The organism is Agrococcus sp. SGAir0287, from assembly GCF_005484985.1.
In the GTDB taxonomy this organism is placed as follows: Bacteria; Actinomycetota; Actinomycetes; order Actinomycetales; family Microbacteriaceae; genus Agrococcus.
This window is the reverse complement of sequence record NZ_CP027942.1, coordinates 1,432,962-1,448,852: the sequence shown is the minus strand read 5'-3', so window position 1 is coordinate 1,448,852 and position 15,891 is coordinate 1,432,962. Positions and strand designations below refer to the sequence as shown.

16 protein-coding genes and 1 pseudogene are annotated in these 15,891 nt (G+C 71.6%); 13 read left to right on the top strand and 4 right to left on the bottom strand.

The features are described from left to right. Positions 1–11 precede the first annotated feature (11 nt). On the bottom strand, positions 12–1,367 hold the full coding sequence (locus C1N71_RS06955; protein ID WP_175414136.1) for an MFS transporter: 1,356 nt from the start codon (positions 1,365–1,367) through the stop codon (positions 12–14). Between the two features lie 114 nt (positions 1,368–1,481). On the opposite strand from C1N71_RS06955, the gene C1N71_RS06950 reads away from it, so the two are divergent. The 5 genes from C1N71_RS06950 to C1N71_RS15435 are packed head-to-tail and all read left to right on the top strand — an operon-like array spanning position 1,482 to position 5,763. Continuing rightward, positions 1,482–2,150: a response regulator transcription factor gene (locus C1N71_RS06950; RefSeq protein ID WP_137755729.1), complete on the top strand. Its 669-nt coding sequence runs from the start codon at positions 1,482–1,484 to the stop codon at positions 2,148–2,150. Beyond that, entirely contained in the window at positions 2,147–3,538 is a 1,392-nt protein-coding gene (locus C1N71_RS06945; RefSeq protein ID WP_137755728.1) for a sensor histidine kinase, read from the top strand. Before C1N71_RS06950 ends, C1N71_RS06945 begins: the two co-directional genes overlap by 4 nt. Further along, positions 3,535–4,476 carry a TAXI family TRAP transporter solute-binding subunit gene (locus tag C1N71_RS06940; RefSeq protein WP_137755727.1) on the top strand — a complete coding sequence of 314 codons (942 nt, stop codon included), beginning with the start codon at positions 3,535–3,537 and terminating at the stop codon, positions 4,474–4,476. The genes C1N71_RS06945 and C1N71_RS06940 overlap by 4 nt, the downstream gene beginning before the upstream one ends. Before the next feature lie 47 nt (positions 4,477–4,523). Continuing rightward, positions 4,524–4,733 (top strand): LPXTG cell wall anchor domain-containing protein, encoded by a 210-nt coding sequence (locus C1N71_RS06935; protein WP_137755726.1) that lies wholly within the window; start codon positions 4,524–4,526, stop codon positions 4,731–4,733. Then, a complete protein-coding gene (locus tag C1N71_RS15435) occupies positions 4,726–5,763 on the top strand; it encodes an NUDIX domain-containing protein (protein ID WP_137755725.1) in 1,038 nt (345 codons plus the stop codon). The genes C1N71_RS06935 and C1N71_RS15435 overlap by 8 nt, the downstream gene beginning before the upstream one ends. Here the strand turns inward: C1N71_RS15435 and C1N71_RS06925 are convergent. Together C1N71_RS06925 and C1N71_RS06920 are read right to left on the bottom strand one after the other, a co-directional pair. Beyond that, positions 5,760–6,860: a phosphatase domain-containing protein gene (locus C1N71_RS06925; protein ID WP_175414135.1), complete on the bottom strand. Its 1,101-nt coding sequence runs from the start codon at positions 6,858–6,860 to the stop codon at positions 5,760–5,762. The two genes, C1N71_RS15435 and C1N71_RS06925, sit on opposite strands and share 4 nt — an antisense overlap. After that, the gene (locus C1N71_RS06920; protein ID WP_175414134.1) at positions 6,857–7,747 is read right to left on the bottom strand and encodes a diacylglycerol/lipid kinase family protein; all 891 of its coding nucleotides are present in this window, start codon (positions 7,745–7,747) and stop codon (positions 6,857–6,859) included. The genes C1N71_RS06925 and C1N71_RS06920 overlap by 4 nt, the downstream gene beginning before the upstream one ends. A gap of 100 nt (positions 7,748–7,847) precedes the next feature. On the opposite strand from C1N71_RS06920, the gene C1N71_RS06915 reads away from it, so the two are divergent. The 8 genes and pseudogenes from C1N71_RS06915 to C1N71_RS06880 all read left to right on the top strand — a co-directional run bounded on the left by C1N71_RS06915 (position 7,848) and on the right by C1N71_RS06880 (position 15,426). Then, complete coding sequence (locus tag C1N71_RS06915; protein WP_137755722.1) at positions 7,848–8,906, top strand: trans-sulfuration enzyme family protein; 1,059 nt, start codon at positions 7,848–7,850, stop codon at positions 8,904–8,906. Positions 8,907–9,003: 97 nt separating this feature from the next. Beyond that, positions 9,004–11,367 carry an ATP-binding cassette domain-containing protein gene (locus tag C1N71_RS06910; RefSeq protein WP_137755721.1) on the top strand — a complete coding sequence of 788 codons (2,364 nt, stop codon included), beginning with the start codon at positions 9,004–9,006 and terminating at the stop codon, positions 11,365–11,367. Between the two features lie 35 nt (positions 11,368–11,402). Next, complete coding sequence (locus tag C1N71_RS14935) at positions 11,403–11,609, top strand: hypothetical protein (RefSeq protein WP_175414133.1); 207 nt, start codon at positions 11,403–11,405, stop codon at positions 11,607–11,609. Continuing rightward, positions 11,609–11,944 carry a hypothetical protein gene (locus C1N71_RS06900; RefSeq protein ID WP_137755720.1) on the top strand — a complete coding sequence of 112 codons (336 nt, stop codon included), beginning with the start codon at positions 11,609–11,611 and terminating at the stop codon, positions 11,942–11,944. Before C1N71_RS14935 ends, C1N71_RS06900 begins: the two co-directional genes overlap by 1 nt. 162 nt (positions 11,945–12,106) lie before the next feature. Further along, positions 12,107–12,334, top strand: coding sequence for a helix-turn-helix domain-containing protein (locus tag C1N71_RS06895; protein WP_175414132.1), 228 nt, complete (start codon positions 12,107–12,109; stop codon positions 12,332–12,334). A gap of 240 nt (positions 12,335–12,574) precedes the next feature. Beyond that, entirely contained in the window at positions 12,575–13,168 is a 594-nt protein-coding gene (locus C1N71_RS06890) for an SLATT domain-containing protein (protein WP_137755718.1), read from the top strand. Between the two features lie 50 nt (positions 13,169–13,218). Then, positions 13,219–14,436, top strand: a complete 1,218-nt coding sequence (locus tag C1N71_RS06885) for a nucleotide-binding domain-containing protein (RefSeq protein WP_217496046.1) — start codon at positions 13,219–13,221, stop codon at positions 14,434–14,436. A gap of 186 nt (positions 14,437–14,622) precedes the next feature. Then, a pseudogene (locus C1N71_RS06880) lies at positions 14,623–15,426 on the top strand (hypothetical protein). Here C1N71_RS06880 and C1N71_RS06875 read toward each other — a convergent pair. Next, positions 15,377–15,856, bottom strand: a complete 480-nt coding sequence (locus C1N71_RS06875) for a COG4315 family predicted lipoprotein (protein ID WP_137755717.1) — start codon at positions 15,854–15,856, stop codon at positions 15,377–15,379. The pseudogene C1N71_RS06880 and the gene C1N71_RS06875 overlap by 50 nt on opposite strands. Positions 15,857–15,891: the final 35 nt, after the last annotated feature.

Sequence of the window (15,891 nt, the reverse complement as noted above, 5' to 3'; positions counted from 1 at the left end):
GTCGCGTCGGGTCAGCGCTCGACGCCGACGCGCTCGGCGATGCGCTCGCGCATGCCGTGCTCGTCGTCGAGCCAGTTCTGCCCCTTGTTGCGGAGGAAGACGACGTAGACGACGAGGGACGCGGCGATCACGACCGTGACGTAGCCGATGAACAGCGGCACCTGGTCGGCGCCGTTCGCCGCCTGGAAGAGCAGCGGCGCGGTGCCACCGAACATCGAGTTCGCCAGCGCGTAGCCGAAGCCGACGCCGAGCGCGCGGATGTGCGTCGGGAAGAGCTCCGCCTTCACCACCGCGTTGATCGACGTGTAGCCGGTGAGGATGACGAAGCCGCCGACGAGGATCGCGAACGCCGCGACGGCGCTCGTCTGCTGCGGCAGCCACGTGATGAGGAACCACGTGTAGAGGACGCCGCCGATGCCGAAGAAGACGAGCAGCGTCTTGCGGCCGACGATGTCGGAGAGCCAGCCGCCCAGCGGCTGCAGCAGCATGAGGATCGTGAGGGCGACGAGGTTGATGACGGTGCCGGTCACGACGTCGTCTCCTGCGAAGGCGCCCTTGACGATGCTCGGACCGTTGACGGAGTACGTGTAGAACGCGACCGTGCCGCCCATCGTGACGAGGAAGCACAGCAGCAGCGGGCGCCACTGGTGCGTGAGCAGCTCGCGCATCGAGCCCGATTCGCGCGACTCGCCGCTGCGCGCGGCCTCGATGGTCTCGGTCGTGAGCGACTCGTCCATCGTGCGGCGCAGCCAGAACACGACGATCGCCGCGACGCCGCCGATGCCGAACGCGACGCGCCAGCCCCACTCGGAGATCGCCGACGCGTCGAGCGTCAGCACCATGACGAGCAGCGTGGCCTGCGCGAGCACGTGGCCGCCGACGAGCGTCACGTAGTGGAACGACGAGAGGAAGCCGCGCCGACCGGGGATCGCGGCCTCCGACATGTAGGTCGCCGACGTGCCGTACTCGCCGCCCGTCGCGAAGCCCTGCGCGAGGCGGCAGAGGACGAGGATGACGGCGGCGCCGACGCCGATCGTCGCGGCGGTGGGCGTGATGGCGATGACGAACGAGCACGCCGCCATGACGGAGACGGAGACCGTGAGGGCGAGGCGCCTGCCGTGCCGGTCGGCGAAGCGACCGAAGAACCAGGAGCCGATGGGCCGCATGAGGAACGTGACCGCGAAGATCGCCCACACGTACAGCGTCGAGTTCTGATCGTCGTCCGCGAAGAACTGCGACTCGAAGTACGAGGCGAACACGGAGTAGACGTAGACGTCGTACCACTCGACGAGGTTGCCCGCCGAGCCCTTCAACGTGTTGGAGACGGATCTGCGGAGGCTCACGGGAGCGTGGGTCGTCGTCGACATGCGCCCCATCCTGGGGGTGCGGCGCGCATCCGTCGCCACCCTGGCGCGGATCCTTACGCGACCTTTACGTTCCGCCTGCACGGGCGCCGGCGAGCGACGTGCCTACCATGCAGGGTGCGTGTGCTCATCGCGGAGGACGACGCCTCGGTCGCCGGGGCGCTCGCCGCCGTGCTCGCACGCGCAGGCCACGAGACCGTCGGCGTCGCACGCGGGGGCGACGTGCTGCTGCGGCACCGCGACGCCGACCTCGTGCTGCTCGACCTGGGCCTCGAGGACATGGACGGGCTCGAGGCGCTGCGCCGCCTGCGCGCCGTGAGCGACCTGCCCGCGATCGTCGTCACCGCTCGCGGCGACGAGCGCTCGACGGTGCGGGCGCTGCGGCTCGGCGCCGACGACTACCTCGTGAAGCCCGTGCGGATGCACGAGCTGCTCGCGCGCATCGAGGCCGTCGCACGCAGGCGTCGCGGCCCGGACGCGGAGCCCGCCGACGTCGTGACCGTCGGCGACGTGCGGATCGACCTCGCCGCACATCGGGTGACGACGCCGTCGGGCGAGGTCGCGCTGACGCCGACGGAGCATGCGCTCGTCGCGGTCCTCGCGCGCCGCGTGGGCGTCGCGGTGAGCAGGCAGCAGATCCTCGACGAGGTGTGGGGCGACGCGTACGCGGCGCGGTCGCGCTCGTACGACGTGCACCTGGCGCAGGTGCGCCAGAAGCTGCCCGGGCTCACGATCACGACGATCCGAGGCTTCGGCTGCCGACTCGAGGACGGGAGCGGTGGATGAGGCTGCGGGTGCTGCTGCCGCTGCTCGTGCTCGGGCTGCTCGCCGTGTGCGCCGTCGTCGTGCCGGTCGCCGAAGGCATCGCCGTGTCTCGCACCCAGCAGCTCGTGCTCCAGCGCGCGAGCGCGATGGATCAGATCGTGCAGCGTGCCGCGACCGCCGTGCGGAGCGACGACGTCGACGGCCTCGCGCGCTACGTCGATCGCATGCACGCCACGTACGGCGAGGCCGTGCTGGTCGTCGACGCCGGTGGCGACGTGCTGGCGTCGACGGGCGTGATCGAGCGGGGCGGCGAGCTCGATCGGCTCCTGCTCACGGCGTCCCGCGCCGTCCCGCAGTGGTCGCTGCCGACCGTCGTGCCGTGGAGCCGGGACGTCGCGCTCGTCGCGGAGCCCGTGCTCGCCGACGGCGACGTGCCGGTGGCCGCCGTCGTGCTCGCCGTCGACCTCTCCGCCGCGCGCTCCGACGTCGCGGGCGCCTGGACGCTCGTCGGCCTCGCCGGGATGCTGCTGCTCGCGACGCTGCTCGTCGCGTCGCTGCAGTGGACGCGATGGGTGCTGCGGCCGGTCCGCGCGCTCGACGCCGCAGCCACGGCGCTCGCCGAGCACCGCGATCCCGACCTGCGCGCGGCGTCCGGCCCGCCGGAGCTCCGCCACCTCACCGACTCCTTCCGACGCATGGCCACGAGCGTCGAGGACGCGCTCGAGCAGCAGCGGGGCTTCGTCGCCGACGCGTCGCATCAGCTCCGCAATCCTCTTGCCGCCGTGCGGCTCCGGCTCGACGCGTCGCCGAGCGGCGCGCTCGAGCCGGAGACGCTCGCGGCCCTCGACCACGACCTCGATCGTCTCGAGCGCACGGTCGACCGCATGCTCGAGCTCGCCGATGCCGAGCATCGCGCCACGGCGGAGGCGAGCGGGCGGCGCTCGGGCTTCGCGGAGGCGTCGCCGCGCACCAACGTCACCTCGGCGGCCGCCCTCGCCGAGCCGTGGATCGGCAGGCTCGCCGACGCGGGCCAGCATCTCGTCGTCGAGGGCGACGCGAGCGTCGAGGTCGCCTGTCGTCGCAGCGACCTCGAGGAGATGGTCGAGATCGCGCTCGACAACGCGCGCAAGTACGCAGGTGCCGGCGCCACCGTCCGCCTCGCGCTCGCGCGCGTCGACGATCGCGTCGTGGTGTCGATCGCCGACGACGGGCCGGGGCTCGCTCCCGAGGAGCGCGCGCTCGCAGGGACGAGGTTCTGGCGCGCATCGGCGCACGGCGGCGTGTCGGGCACCGGTCTCGGCCTCGCCATCCTCCGTGAGCTCGCTCGCGCGAACGACGTCGCCGTCGCCGTCGATCGCGCCACCGAGGGCGGCCTGCGCGTCGCGCTGACCATGGGCACGGCACCGTGACCCCCGGCGCACCCCTCACGCGACGCGCCGTGCTCGCAGCGGCCGTCGGAGCAGCCGTCTCGACGCTCGCCGGATGCACGCTCGGGCAGTCGCCGCCGAGGCTCGCCATGGCCTGCGGCGAGCGCGGCGGCACGTACGTGCAGTTCGGCGACCTGCTGCGTGCCGTGCTCGCGCGCAGGGGCGCGGCATCGCTCGCGGTGCTGGAGTCCGGCGGCAGCATCGACAACCTCGCGATGCTGGGATCGCGCGAGGCCGACCTCGCCATCGCCCTCGCGGACGCCGTGACGGGGCACGAGGGCGAGGTCGTCGCGATCGGCCGGATCTACCAGAACTACCTCCAGTGCGTCGTGCGCGCCGACGGCGACGTCCGAGCGCTCGAGGACCTCGCCGGTCGCGTCGTCGCGGCCGGCGCGCCCGGATCGGGTGCCGCGCTCACGGCCTCCCGCGTGCTCGACGCGGCGGGGCTGCGCACGGGCCCGGCCGCCGTCGGATCCGTCGCCCTGCTGCTGCCCGACGCGATCGCGGCGCTCGCCGACGGCACGATCGATGCGTTCTTCTGGTCCGGGGGCGTGCCGATCCCGGAGGTCGAGCGCCGTCGCGGGACGCTCGCCGTGCGGCTCCTCGACCTCACGCCGACGCTGCCGACCCTGAGCGCCGAGCACCCGGGCGTCTACGCGTCGACGTCGGTGCCGAGCGGCGTCTACGACGCGCCGGCACCGGTCCCGGCGATCGGCGTCTCGAACCTCCTGCTCGCGAGTCCCGATCTCCCCGACGCGACGGCCGCGGGCCTCGTCGACGCCCTCGTCGAGGACGCGCAGGCGCTCGTGCCGGACGACTCGGTGGGGGTCCAGTACCTCTCCGCCCCGAGCCTCATCGACACCGATCCCGTCCCGCTGCACGACGCCGCCCGACGTCGGTACCGCGAACGCTACGGCTGAGCCGGACGCGCTCGGTCGCGGCGGCCGATCGTCCTAGGATCGTGATCGTGGACGCCCTCGCCGTGGATCGACTGCCCGTGACCGCCACCGAGATCGCCTCCTGGGCGATCGCGCTCATCGCCGTCGCCATCGTGGTGATCGGCGGCATCGTGCTGCTCGTGTCGCGCCGTCGCAAGGCCGCGCGCGCCGAGCAGGCAGCGACCGCCGACGGCGCCGACGCGCCCTCCACGGGGTCCGACGGCCCCGCGGATGCCTGAGCCGCGCGCCGACGAGACCCGGGGCGTGCGCCGCACGGCGCGCGTCCTGTGCCTCGACGAGACGGGAGCCGCACTGCTGCTGCGCACCCGCTGGGACGGCGACGTCGCGCCGCCGCGCTGGCTCACGCCCGGCGGCGGCATCGAGGCGGGCGAGACCGAGCGCGAGGCGGCGGTGCGCGAGCTCTTCGAGGAGACCGGCCGCCGCGTCGCGCCGAGCGAGCTCGTCGGTCCCATCGGCCATGCGCGCGTGCCGCATCCCGACGGCCACCCGTACGCCGCGACGGACGCCGTCACGTTCCTGTGGCGCACGACGCGCTTCGCGCCGGGCGACGAGCATCGGATGCCCGACGAGCTGGACGACATCCTCGAGCACCGCTGGTGGAGCGCCGCCGAGATCCGCGCCTCCGGCGAGGAGTTCAGCGCCGAGGACGTGCTCGCGGCGCTCGACAGGCTCGCAGGCGGCGCGCCGCATCCGGGCGACGCCGTGCGCGTCGAGGGCGCGAAGTGGAACGGCAAGCCCCACTGGCGCTACGACGCGCGCGTGCTCGGCACCGACGAGCACGGCCTGTGGATCGGCGTCGACGCCGGTACGACGGTGCAGAAGGGGTGGCGCAAGGAGTACCTGACTGGCCACGCCTTCGTGCGGCTCGTGCCGCCGACGACCGTGGGCTGGGACGAGGGATCGTGGATGCTCCCGGGCTGGTGGGACGGCGCCGACGTCGACGCGTACGTCGACGTGACGACGCCGCCGACGGTGCGCCGCGACGCGTCGGGGGAGGGGTGGATCGTCGAGTACGTCGACCTCGACCTCGACCTCGTCGTGCCGGCGAGCGGCCTCGCCCCGTGGCTCGACGACGAGGACGAGTTCGCCGCGCGCTCGGTGAGCCACGGCTGGCCGTCGTGGCTCGTCGAGCACGGGCGCGCCGCGGCCGACGCGCTGCTCGCGCGCGCCGCGACCGGCGCCGCCGTGCCGATGGATGCGGGCCACGCGTGGCTGGCGCGCCACCTCGCGGACGCCGAGGGACGCTAGCCGGCCTGCACCTCGCGCTCGGCGGTCGCGACGAGCGCGTCGCGATGCCCGGGGCGGACCGCATCCGTGTCGAGCCCCTCGAGCACGGCCGCGTGCACGCGCGCGACGCCCTCCTCGGAGACGAGGCCGAGGCCGTGCGCGATGCGTGCGGCGCCCGAGTACGTCTCGAACGTCGAGACGCCGCGGCGCGCCCACCGCGCGCGGCGCTGCGCGTCCACGCCCGTCACGTCATGGATGAGCACGCGCGCGACGAAGTCCGGGGCGCGCGCGACCATCGCGGCGCCGACCTGCGGGTCGGCCTGGCCGGAGTCGCCGACGAAGACGTAGCGGCACTCGGGGAAGAGCATGCGCTCGTGCTCGAAGTTCTGCAGCTTGCGGGCGGCGATCGACGCCTTCGTCGCGATGTTCAGGAACGCGCCGCCGAGCACCGTGTGCGGCGGCAGCCCGAGCGGCGCGAGCGCATCGCGCGTGTACTGCTCGATGAGGCCTCGTGGGCCCTCCGGCCGCGCGGTGACGAACGTGAGGTCGCCGGGTCGGCCGGGCTCCGCCGCCGCGCCGTCGTCGAGCTCGCGCAGGAACTGCACGACGCCCGGGTACACGCGGCCCCGCGCGAAGCGACGGTCGTGCAGCATCGACTTCACCGTGTCGTCGATGTCGCTGAGGATGCGCAGCTCGTGGTGGGAGCGGGCCGCGGCCTCCTCGCGGATGCGGCGCAGCACGTGGTGGCGGTCGATGTGCGTGAGGCGCTCGAAGACGAGGTGCTCGAGGTCGTGCCGGTCGCCCGTGGCGTTGAGCAGGTACTTGAAGTCGCGGAAGTCCTCGCCCGTCAGCCCGTCGAAGACGCCGCGGATCGCGCCGGAGAACGTCGCGCGATTGCGCACGGAGCGCAGCGCGTGCACGACCTCGGCGAGCACCCTCGGCGAGAGGTCGTGCGCGCGGTCGAGGCACAGCAGCGCGGCGAGCTCGGCCCTCCGGTCGCGAGCGAACGGTCCGTCGAACGCTCGCAGCAGCCGCTCGAGGTCGAACCCCGACAGGACGGCGTCGAGGTCGCCGCTCGTCGCCAGCGTGTGCAGGATGCGCGTGCGGGGGTCGGTCATCGCTCTCCTCCTGGTCGGCGCACGAGCAGCGCGCCGGGATCGATCCATGCCTCGAGCGCCACGATGCGCCCGAGCGCGTCGCCGTCGACCTGCACGGGGATGCGGTCGGCCTCCAGCCGCACGCGATGCCCCGTGCGATGCGACAGGACGCCCTCGGCGCGCGCGAGCCCCATGCCGGACGCGGCGATGCGCCCCCAGTGCAGGATGCGCCGCGGCGACACCGCGGCGAGGTGCAGCAGGCCGTCGTCGGGTCGCGTGCCCGGCACGACGCGCAGCCCGAGCGTGATGCGGGCGGTGTTGTGCACGAGCACCGTCCACGCCTGCGTCCGCATCGGCGGCTCGTCGTCGAGCCGCGCACGCACGGCGTGCAGGGGAGCGGCGAAGCGGCGCACGCCCGAGAGCACGTACGCACCCCATCCCAGCCGTCGCTTGCGGGCGAGCGACGCCGCCTCGACCGCGGTCGCGTCGTGGCCGATGCCGACGACCACGAGGAACGCGTGGGCGGCCGCGTCGCGTCCCTCGGCGTGCAGGACGACGCGGCCGAGATCGGTCGGCAGCGCTGCGGCGTCGAGCCCGAGGGCGATGCGGGCCGCGGCGTCCGCGGAGCGCAGCGGCAGGTCGAGGTTGCGGGCGAAGAGGTTGGCGGTGCCGGCTGGCACGACGCCCATGGGCACGCTCGTGCCGGCCAGCACGTCGGCGACGTCGCGGATCGTGCCGTCGCCGCCGACGACGACGACGGCGTCCGCACCCTCGGCGAGCGCATCCTGCGCGTGCTCGGTGGCGCGACGCTCGCCCGTCCATCGCACGTCGCGCGCGCCGTGGGCCTCGAGCGCCCGCACGCCGCGCATCGACGCGCGTGCGATCGGATTCGCGATGACCACCGGCACGCGCGTCAGGCTAGCCGCGCCACCTGGAGGCGGCGTCCAGCGAGCCGCGGGCAGCCGGGTGGATGCCGCCCGCGCCGGCGGGAGCGCATAGCGTAGGGGAGTGACCCACGCGAGCCAGCACCCCGCCACCATCGCCGTCACCGCGGGCCGCCCCGCGGCCGAGCCCGACCAGCCGCTCAACGCGCAGATCATGCTCGCGTCGTCGTTCGTCGCGGGCGGCGACCTCGAGTACGCGCGCTTCCAGAACCCCACGTGGACGGCGCTCGAGGATGCGATCGGCGGCCTCGAGGGCGGTCGCGCCCTCGCGTTCGCCTCCGGCATGGCCGCCGTCGCCGCCGTGCTCGACCAGGTGCCGCACGGCGGCCGCGTCGTCGTGCCCCGGCACGCGTACCAGGGATCCCTCGGGCTGCTCGAGCAGCACCGGCTCGCGGGACGCGTCGAGCCCGTGCTCGTCGACGTGGAGGACGCCGACGCCGTGATCGCCGCGATCGAGGGCGCGGCGCTCGTCTGGCTCGAGACGCCGACGAACCCGGCGCTCGAGGTCGCCGACGTGCCGCGCGTCGTCCAGGCCGCGAAGGCCGCGGGCGTGCCGGTCGCCGTCGACAACACGTTCGCGACGCCGCTGCTGCAGCGTCCGCTCGACGACGGGGCCGACGTCGTCGTGCACTCGGCGACGAAGCTCATGTCGGGGCACTCCGACGTCATCCTCGGCGCCGTCGTGACGCGCGACGACGCCTGGCACGAGCGGCTGCACGCCAACCGCTCGCTGCACGGTGCCATCCCCGGCCCGTTCGAGGCCTTCCTCGTGCTGCGCGGGCTGCGCACCCTCGACGTGCGACTCGAGCGCGCGCAGGCGAACGCGAGGGCCGTGGTGGCGGCGCTCGAGGCGCATCCGGCCGTCGTGCGCGTGCGCTACCCGGGGTTCTCGACCGTCGTCTCCTTCGAGCTCCCCTCGGCCGAGGCCGCGGACCGAGTGGTCGCCTCCGTGCGGCTCGCCCGGCACGCGACGAGCCTCGGCGGCGTCGAGACGACGCTCGAGCGGCGCCGCCGCTGGGCGTCGGAGTCGAAGAGCATCCCCGAGGGGCTCGTGCGGCTCTCGGTCGGCATCGAGCACGGCGACGACATCGTCGCCGACCTGCTGCAGGCGCTCGACGCCTGAGCGTCCGCGCACGGGTGCGTGCCGCCGGGGAGCGTCCTAGGCTGGATCGCGTGCCACGCCGCCGGTGGCGCACGGCCATCCAGAGCCCCGGAGCACCATGAGCGACGCGACGCATCCCGCCGACCGCCACGACCGCATCCGCGTGCTCGGCGCCTGCGAGAACAACCTCAAGGACGTCTCGCTCGACATCCCGAAGCGGCGCCTCACGGTGTTCACCGGCGTCTCCGGATCCGGCAAGTCGTCGCTCGTCTTCGGCACGATCGCGGCCGAGTCGAAGCGCATGATCGACGAGACGTATCCCGCGTTCGTGCAGGGCTTCATGCCCTCGCTCGCGCGGCCCGAGGTCGACCGGCTCGAGGGCCTCACGACCGCCATCATCGTCGACCAGGAGCGGCTCGGCGCGAACCCCCGCTCCACCGTCGGCACCGCGACCGACGTGCACGCGATGCTGCGCATCCTCTTCTCGCGGATGGGGGAGCCGGCGATCGGCTCGCCGAACGCGTTCTCGTTCAACGTGCCGAGCGTGCAGGTGTCGGGCACGATGACGATCGAGCGCGGCGACGGCTCGGAGTCGATCGAGCGGTCCGAGACGATGCTCGGCGGCATGTGCCCGCGATGCCAGGGGCTCGGCCGCATCGACGACATCGACCTGAGCGAGCTCGTCGACGACTCGAAGACGCTGCTCGAAGGCGCGATCCGCGTGCCCGGCTACACCGCCGACGGCTGGCTCGTGAAGATCTTCGTCGCCTCCGGGTTCGTGCCCGGCGACGTGCCCATCCGCGACCTCACCGAGCAGCAGCGGCAGGACTTCCTGTACAAGGAGCCCACGAAGGTCAAGGTCGAGTCGATGACCATGACGTACGAGGGCCTCGTGCCGAAGATCCAGAAGTCGATGCTGTCGAAGGATGCCGACGCGATGCAGCCGCACATCCGCGCCTTCGTCGACCGCGCCGTGACCTTCCAGCCGTGCCCCGACTGCGACGGCACGCGGCTGTCGGCGCCAGCACGCTCGTCGCTCGTCGCCGGCCGCTCCATCGCCGACGTGTGCCGGATGCAGATCTCGGACATCCTGCCGTGGCTGCGAGGCATCGACGCGCCGGCCGTCGCGCCGCTCGTGGAGGCGCTCGCCGAGACCCTCGACTCGTTCGTGGCCATCGGCCTCGGCTACCTGTCGCTCGACCGCTCGTCGGGCACGCTCAGCGGGGGAGAGGCGCAGCGCACGAAGCTCATCCGCCACCTCGGCTCGGCGCTCACCGACGTGACCTACGTCTTCGACGAGCCGACGATCGGCCTGCACCCCCACGACATCCAGCGCATGAACGACCTGCTGCTGCAGCTGCGCGACAAGGGCAACACGGTGCTCGTCGTCGAGCACAAGCCCGAGACGATCGCGATCGCCGACCACGTCGTCGACCTCGGCCCGCGCGCGGGCTCGGACGGCGGCACGATCCAGTTCGAGGGCACCGTCGAGGGGCTGCGCGCCTCGGGCACCCTCACGGGCACGCACCTCGACGATCGCGCGGCGCTCAAGGATGCGGTGCGCTCGGGCTCGGGGGCCATCGAGGTGCGCGGGGCGACGGCGAACAACCTCGAGGGCGTCGACGTCGACGTGCCGCTGGGCGTGCTCACGGTGGTCACCGGCGTCGCCGGCTCGGGCAAGTCGTCGCTCGTGCACGGCTCGATCGGCACGCGCGACGGCGTGGTGACGATCGACCAGACGTCCATCCGCGGCTCGCGTCGCTCGAATCCCGCGACCTACACGGGCCTCCTCGAGCCGGTGCGCAAGGCGTTCGCGAAGGCCAACGGCGTGAAGCCCGCGCTGTTCAGCGCGAACTCGGAGGGCGCGTGCCCGACGTGCAAGGGCGCCGGGCTCATCTTCACCGACCTCGGCCCGATGTCGACGGTGTCGACGACGTGCGAGGACTGCGGCGGCAAGCGCTTCATGTCGTCGGTGCTGGAGTACACGCTCGGCGACCTCGACATCAGCGAGGTGCTGGGGCTGTCGGTCGCCGAGGCGCGCGAGTACTTCGCCGCATCCGCGTCGAAGGTGCCCGCCGCGCTCTCGATCGTCGAGCGCCTCGCCGACGTGGGTCTCGGCTACATCAAGCTCGGGCAGCCGCTCAACACGCTCTCGGGCGGCGAGCGTCAGCGCCTCAAGCTCGCGGTGCAGATGGCCGAGGAGGGCGGCGTGTACGTGCTCGACGAGCCGACGACGGGCCTGCACCTCGCCGACGTGCAGCACCTGCTGGGGCTGCTCGACCGACTCGTCGACTCGGGCAAGACCGTCATCGTCATCGAGCACCACCAGGCCGTCATGGCCCACGCCGACTGGATCGTCGACCTCGGCCCCGGCGCCGGCCACGATGGCGGTCGCATCGTCTTCGAGGGCACGCCCGCCGACCTCGTCGCCGCACGCTCGACGCTCACGGGGCAGCACCTCGCCGAGTACGTGGGGGCGTGAGTGGCATGCAGGATTCTCACAGGTTCGGGGGAGCGGTGAAACGGCGCAGCAGGCTTCGCACCCTATTCCTCTGCCTCGCAGCCGCGTTCGGCATCCTCACCTTCGTGCTGCTGCCGCTCGGCCAGGTGCTCTGGATCGTCGCCATGCCCCTCGCGGCGGCGTTCGTCGTGATCGCGGTGCGCCTGCGCGACGAGGGCGAGTCCGACGAGGACGTCGAGGACGCGATCGACGAGCGGCGCTGATGGGCGCCTTCGCGCGCGGCGCGCTGCGACGCAGGATCCTGCGCGACGCTCGTGGGCTGACGCCGTCGATCGAGCTGCCGTGGTCGCCGCCGTTCGGCGACGAGCTCGATGCTGCGCTCGTCGACCTCGTCGCCGACGTGCTGGTGCTGCAGGCGGACGTCGTGGATGCGCGCACGTGGCACGACGACGGCGCGCGACGACGCGTCCGTGTCGTCGACGCGTCCACATCGATCGCCGAGCGCGCCGATGCGCTCGCATTGCGCGCGACAGCCCGCGCGCTGCGCGAGATCGCCGCATCGGTGCGCGCGTGGGAGGCGTTGGCGCCGCAGCGCTGAGCCACGGCCGCGCCATGATAGAACGCCGATAATGCACATTATGTCGCGTTTGTCAGCGCCGACCCCTCCCCAGGGCTCGTTGAACGTGCGACGCTGAGGCTGGATCGCGCAGCGATTCCGGTGGCGGAAGACAAGCCCGGGAGGTCCATCAGCATGTCGCTCGTGGCGTCGTGGCGGTTGCCCGAGCTCATGGCGCGTGCCGGCTACCGCCGCACGAGTGACCTGGTCAAGCCGCTCGCGGCCCGAGGCGTCGTGCTGTCGCGTTCTCAGGTCTATCGCCTCACACGGGATCCAGATCGAGTCTCGCTGCGTGTGCTCGCTGCGCTGTGCGACATCTTCGGCGTCGGAGTCGAAGAGTTGATCACCCTCGGCCCACCGGGCGAAGGCTGAGTCCGCCGTCCCGTTCGTGGTCCCTCCACCGGGCGCTTCACCGGGCGGGTCTTTCGGGCCTTCGCTCCCCCAGTCCCCACGCGGGTCATCTAGACCCGGGCGGGCGCTGCGAGGTGTCCCACTGAGGGATCGGCTTGCGGGAGTGGCGCGACTGCACTCGCTGTCGGTCGTGACACCTACAGTCTCAAATTGGAGACATGGCTCCGGCGACCAATCTTGACTCGAGGAGCGCGCACGACGATGGGGACTTCGACTCCCGGCGAACGGGACTTCCTGCTGGCCCAGGCCCGCGAGCTCTACGGCCGGGTCGTGTACTCGCACAAGGCTCATGAGAAGCAAGCCGACATCTACGACGCGCGGCACCGACGCTTTCAGTGGTGCAAGGTGAGCCTCGCTGCCGCAAGCTCCGGGACTTTCTTGGCGGCCTTGGCTGGCGTTTTCCTCGAGGCTCAGATCTCCTCGCTGGTGATCTCGTTCGTCGCGCTTCTCCTATCAGCTGCAACCCTCGCCGGGGATACCTTCGAGTACGGCGAGGCAACGCAAAGGCACCGGGATTGTGCCGCGCGCCTGTGGAGCGTGCGGGAGTCCTATCTCTCGCTTATCGTGACTCTGCAGTCGAGCGGCGCCGATCTTCCTGCGGCTCGCGAGCGGAGAGACGATCTTCAGGCCGAGCTCAAGGAGGCGTACGGCAACGCGCCGCGCACCTCCCCTCGCGCGTATCGCAAGGCTCAGCGAGGCTTGCAGAATCAGGGAGACATCAGCTTCGATCCAGGCGAACTCGACCGCCTTCTGCCAGAGCAGCTTCGACAGGGCCGTGATGACGCAGACGTCTGAGATCTTTGACGGCTTCTTGACGAACCTGGGCGTCGACAACGGAGCCACGATTGCGGTGCGACGAGATCACCAAGGCGCTGAACAAGGACTTCCGCGGCATCGAGAGTTCGACCGATCACAAATTGATGGTCGGCTCCTACGGCCGTTGGACCGCCATCCGGGGCGTGTCCGATCTTGACCTGCTTTTCATCGCGCCCGCGTCGCTCCGAAGCGACTACGACAAGGACGGCGGGGCGGCGCGCATCCTGCAACGGACAAAACGAGCGATCCAGAACCGCTACCCCGCGACGACCGTCCGCGTCGACCGACTCGTCGTCGTCGTCGAGTTCACCTCGTTCTCCTTCGACGTGCAGCCCGTGTTCGCGAATGACGACGACTCCTACTCGTACCCGGACACCTACTCCGACGCCTGGAAGGTGACGAAGCCCCGCGCCGAGATCAGAGCCATTCGGGAGGAGAACGAGACAGCGCGCGGCAACCTTCGCAGGCTGTGCCGAATGACCCGTTCCTGGAAGAACAAGCACGGTGTCGTCATGGGCGGGCTGCTGATCGACACCCTCGCGTCACGATTCTTCAAGGCGGAGCCAGACTGGGCCGCGGAGGGCTCCGACGGATTCGGCCTCATGTGCGAGGCGTTCTTCGACTTCCTCGCGCAGGAACCCGACCACGAGTTTTACGCGGCAATCGGCAGCGGCCAGCGCGTCAAGGTCAAGAAGCGCTTCCAGCCGGCGGCAGCCGACGCGCGCGATCTTGCCAGCATCGCTATCGGAGCTCGTGACCAGAGGAACGAGTACGCCAAGTGGCGAGCTGTCTTTGGCCGCTCCGTACCGAAGATCCAGCACGCTGGCGAGGAAGCTTCGTTCTCGAAGTTTCGCCACACCGAGGAGTTCGTCGAGGATCGGTTCCCCGTCGACATCCGCGCGTCGCTCGAGATCGACTGCACCGTCACGCAGGACGGATTTCGGCCCCAGTTCCTGCGGACGCTGCTCCGGAAGGCCCTACCTCTGCGCCCGCGGAAGAAGCTGCAGTTCACCATCGTGGAATGCACGGTGGTGGAGCCGTATGACGTTCGATGGAAGGTCCTCAACCGCGGCACCGAGGCGGAACGACGAGACTGCATCCGCGGCACGCTCGTCGAAGCCAACGAGGGGCGTGATCGTACGGAGTACACCGTGTTCAGAGGCGAGCACGTCGTCGAGTGCTACATCATCAAGACCGGTGTGGTCGTCGCGCGCTCCTCAATCGAGGTACCGATTTCAGGCAGCTAGCCGCGCCGCGGTCAGCACCTGCGCGAGGTGGAGCTGCAGTTCTAGGCTCACGACCGAAGTTGGTATCCCCGATATCCAGTCCGGCGGCGCTGCCCTCTCCCCAGAGCCCGTCGAACGTGCGACGCTGAGGTTGAATCGCGCAGCGATTCCGATGGCGGAAGCCGAGCCCGGGAGGTCGATCAGCATATCGATACCCCTGAGGAGGCTCTGGACCTCATCCTCGCCGCGATCACGGCAACCGGTCGTCGCGCCGCACCCGATGACGTGGCCATCGCGCTCGATCCCGCCGCGAACGGATTTGGCGATGGCGACGGCCACTACCGGATCGCTGGCGACGACCTCGACCGCGCGGCATTGGTCGATCGCTACGGCGCACTCCTCGACGTCTACCCCATCCGGAGCATCGAGGATGGGTTCGACGAGGATGACCACGTGGGGTGGTCGCTCATGGCTGACCGATTCTGGGGCCGGGTGCAGCTCGTCGGAGATGACCTCTACGTCACGGACTCTGCCAGGATCGCCGAGGGCGCGGACCGCGGCTGGAGCGATGCTGCACTGATCAAGCCGAACCAGGTCGGCATCGTGAGCTAGACCCTCGACGCGATCGCCACCGCGCGGTCCCACGGCATGGCATGCATGGTGTCCCACCGGTCCGGCGAGACAACCGACACGTTCATCGCCGACGTCGCGGTCGGTACGGGCGTCGACCAGATCAAGGCGGGTGCCCCCCGCCCGCGGCGAGCGGGTCGCCAAGTACAACCGGCTCACCGAGATCGCAGCCGACGATCCCGATCTGTCCTACGGGCTGGGCCGACCGGCACAGGAGAGCGTGTGAGTCGACCACTCCGTTCGACGAAGGCAATCGGCGACGTCCCACCGCCTTCTGCGTCCATAGAGGCGGCCGGGTCGTCGTCGGCTAGGACGACGACCCTGCCGTGCTTCAGCGGATCGGCGTGCCCGTGGGGTCCACGACCCACCACACGTCCATGACGCCCTGGCCGAGGGTGTCGCCGGGCTCGGCGTCCTGCGCGAAGTAGTAGAGCGGCCAGCCGTCGAGCGTGAGCTGCGGCTCTCCGTCCACGCCGGTGATCGTGCCGACCTCCCCCGTGACGCCGTCGAGCTGCACGTCGTCGCTGCCCGGCACGGCAGGCCACATGTCGGCGCAGTTGCCCTCGCAGGTCGAGGACCCCGAGCCCTGCTCGTCGGAGTCGAACTGGTACACGACGGCCCCGTCGCCATCCACGACGATCGTGCCGAGATCGGTCTCGGTCGTCTCGAGCGTGAACGCGTCCGTCGGTGCGTCAGTGCCGGTCGATGCGGGGTCCGCCGGTGCGTCGTCGCTGGCGGTGCTCGAGCATGCGGCGAGCGCCAGCGCGGCGAGGGCCGCGGCGGCGACGGCGATTCCGGTCCTGTGCTGCATGGTGGTTCCCTTCGGTCATGGTCGCGATGTGCGAT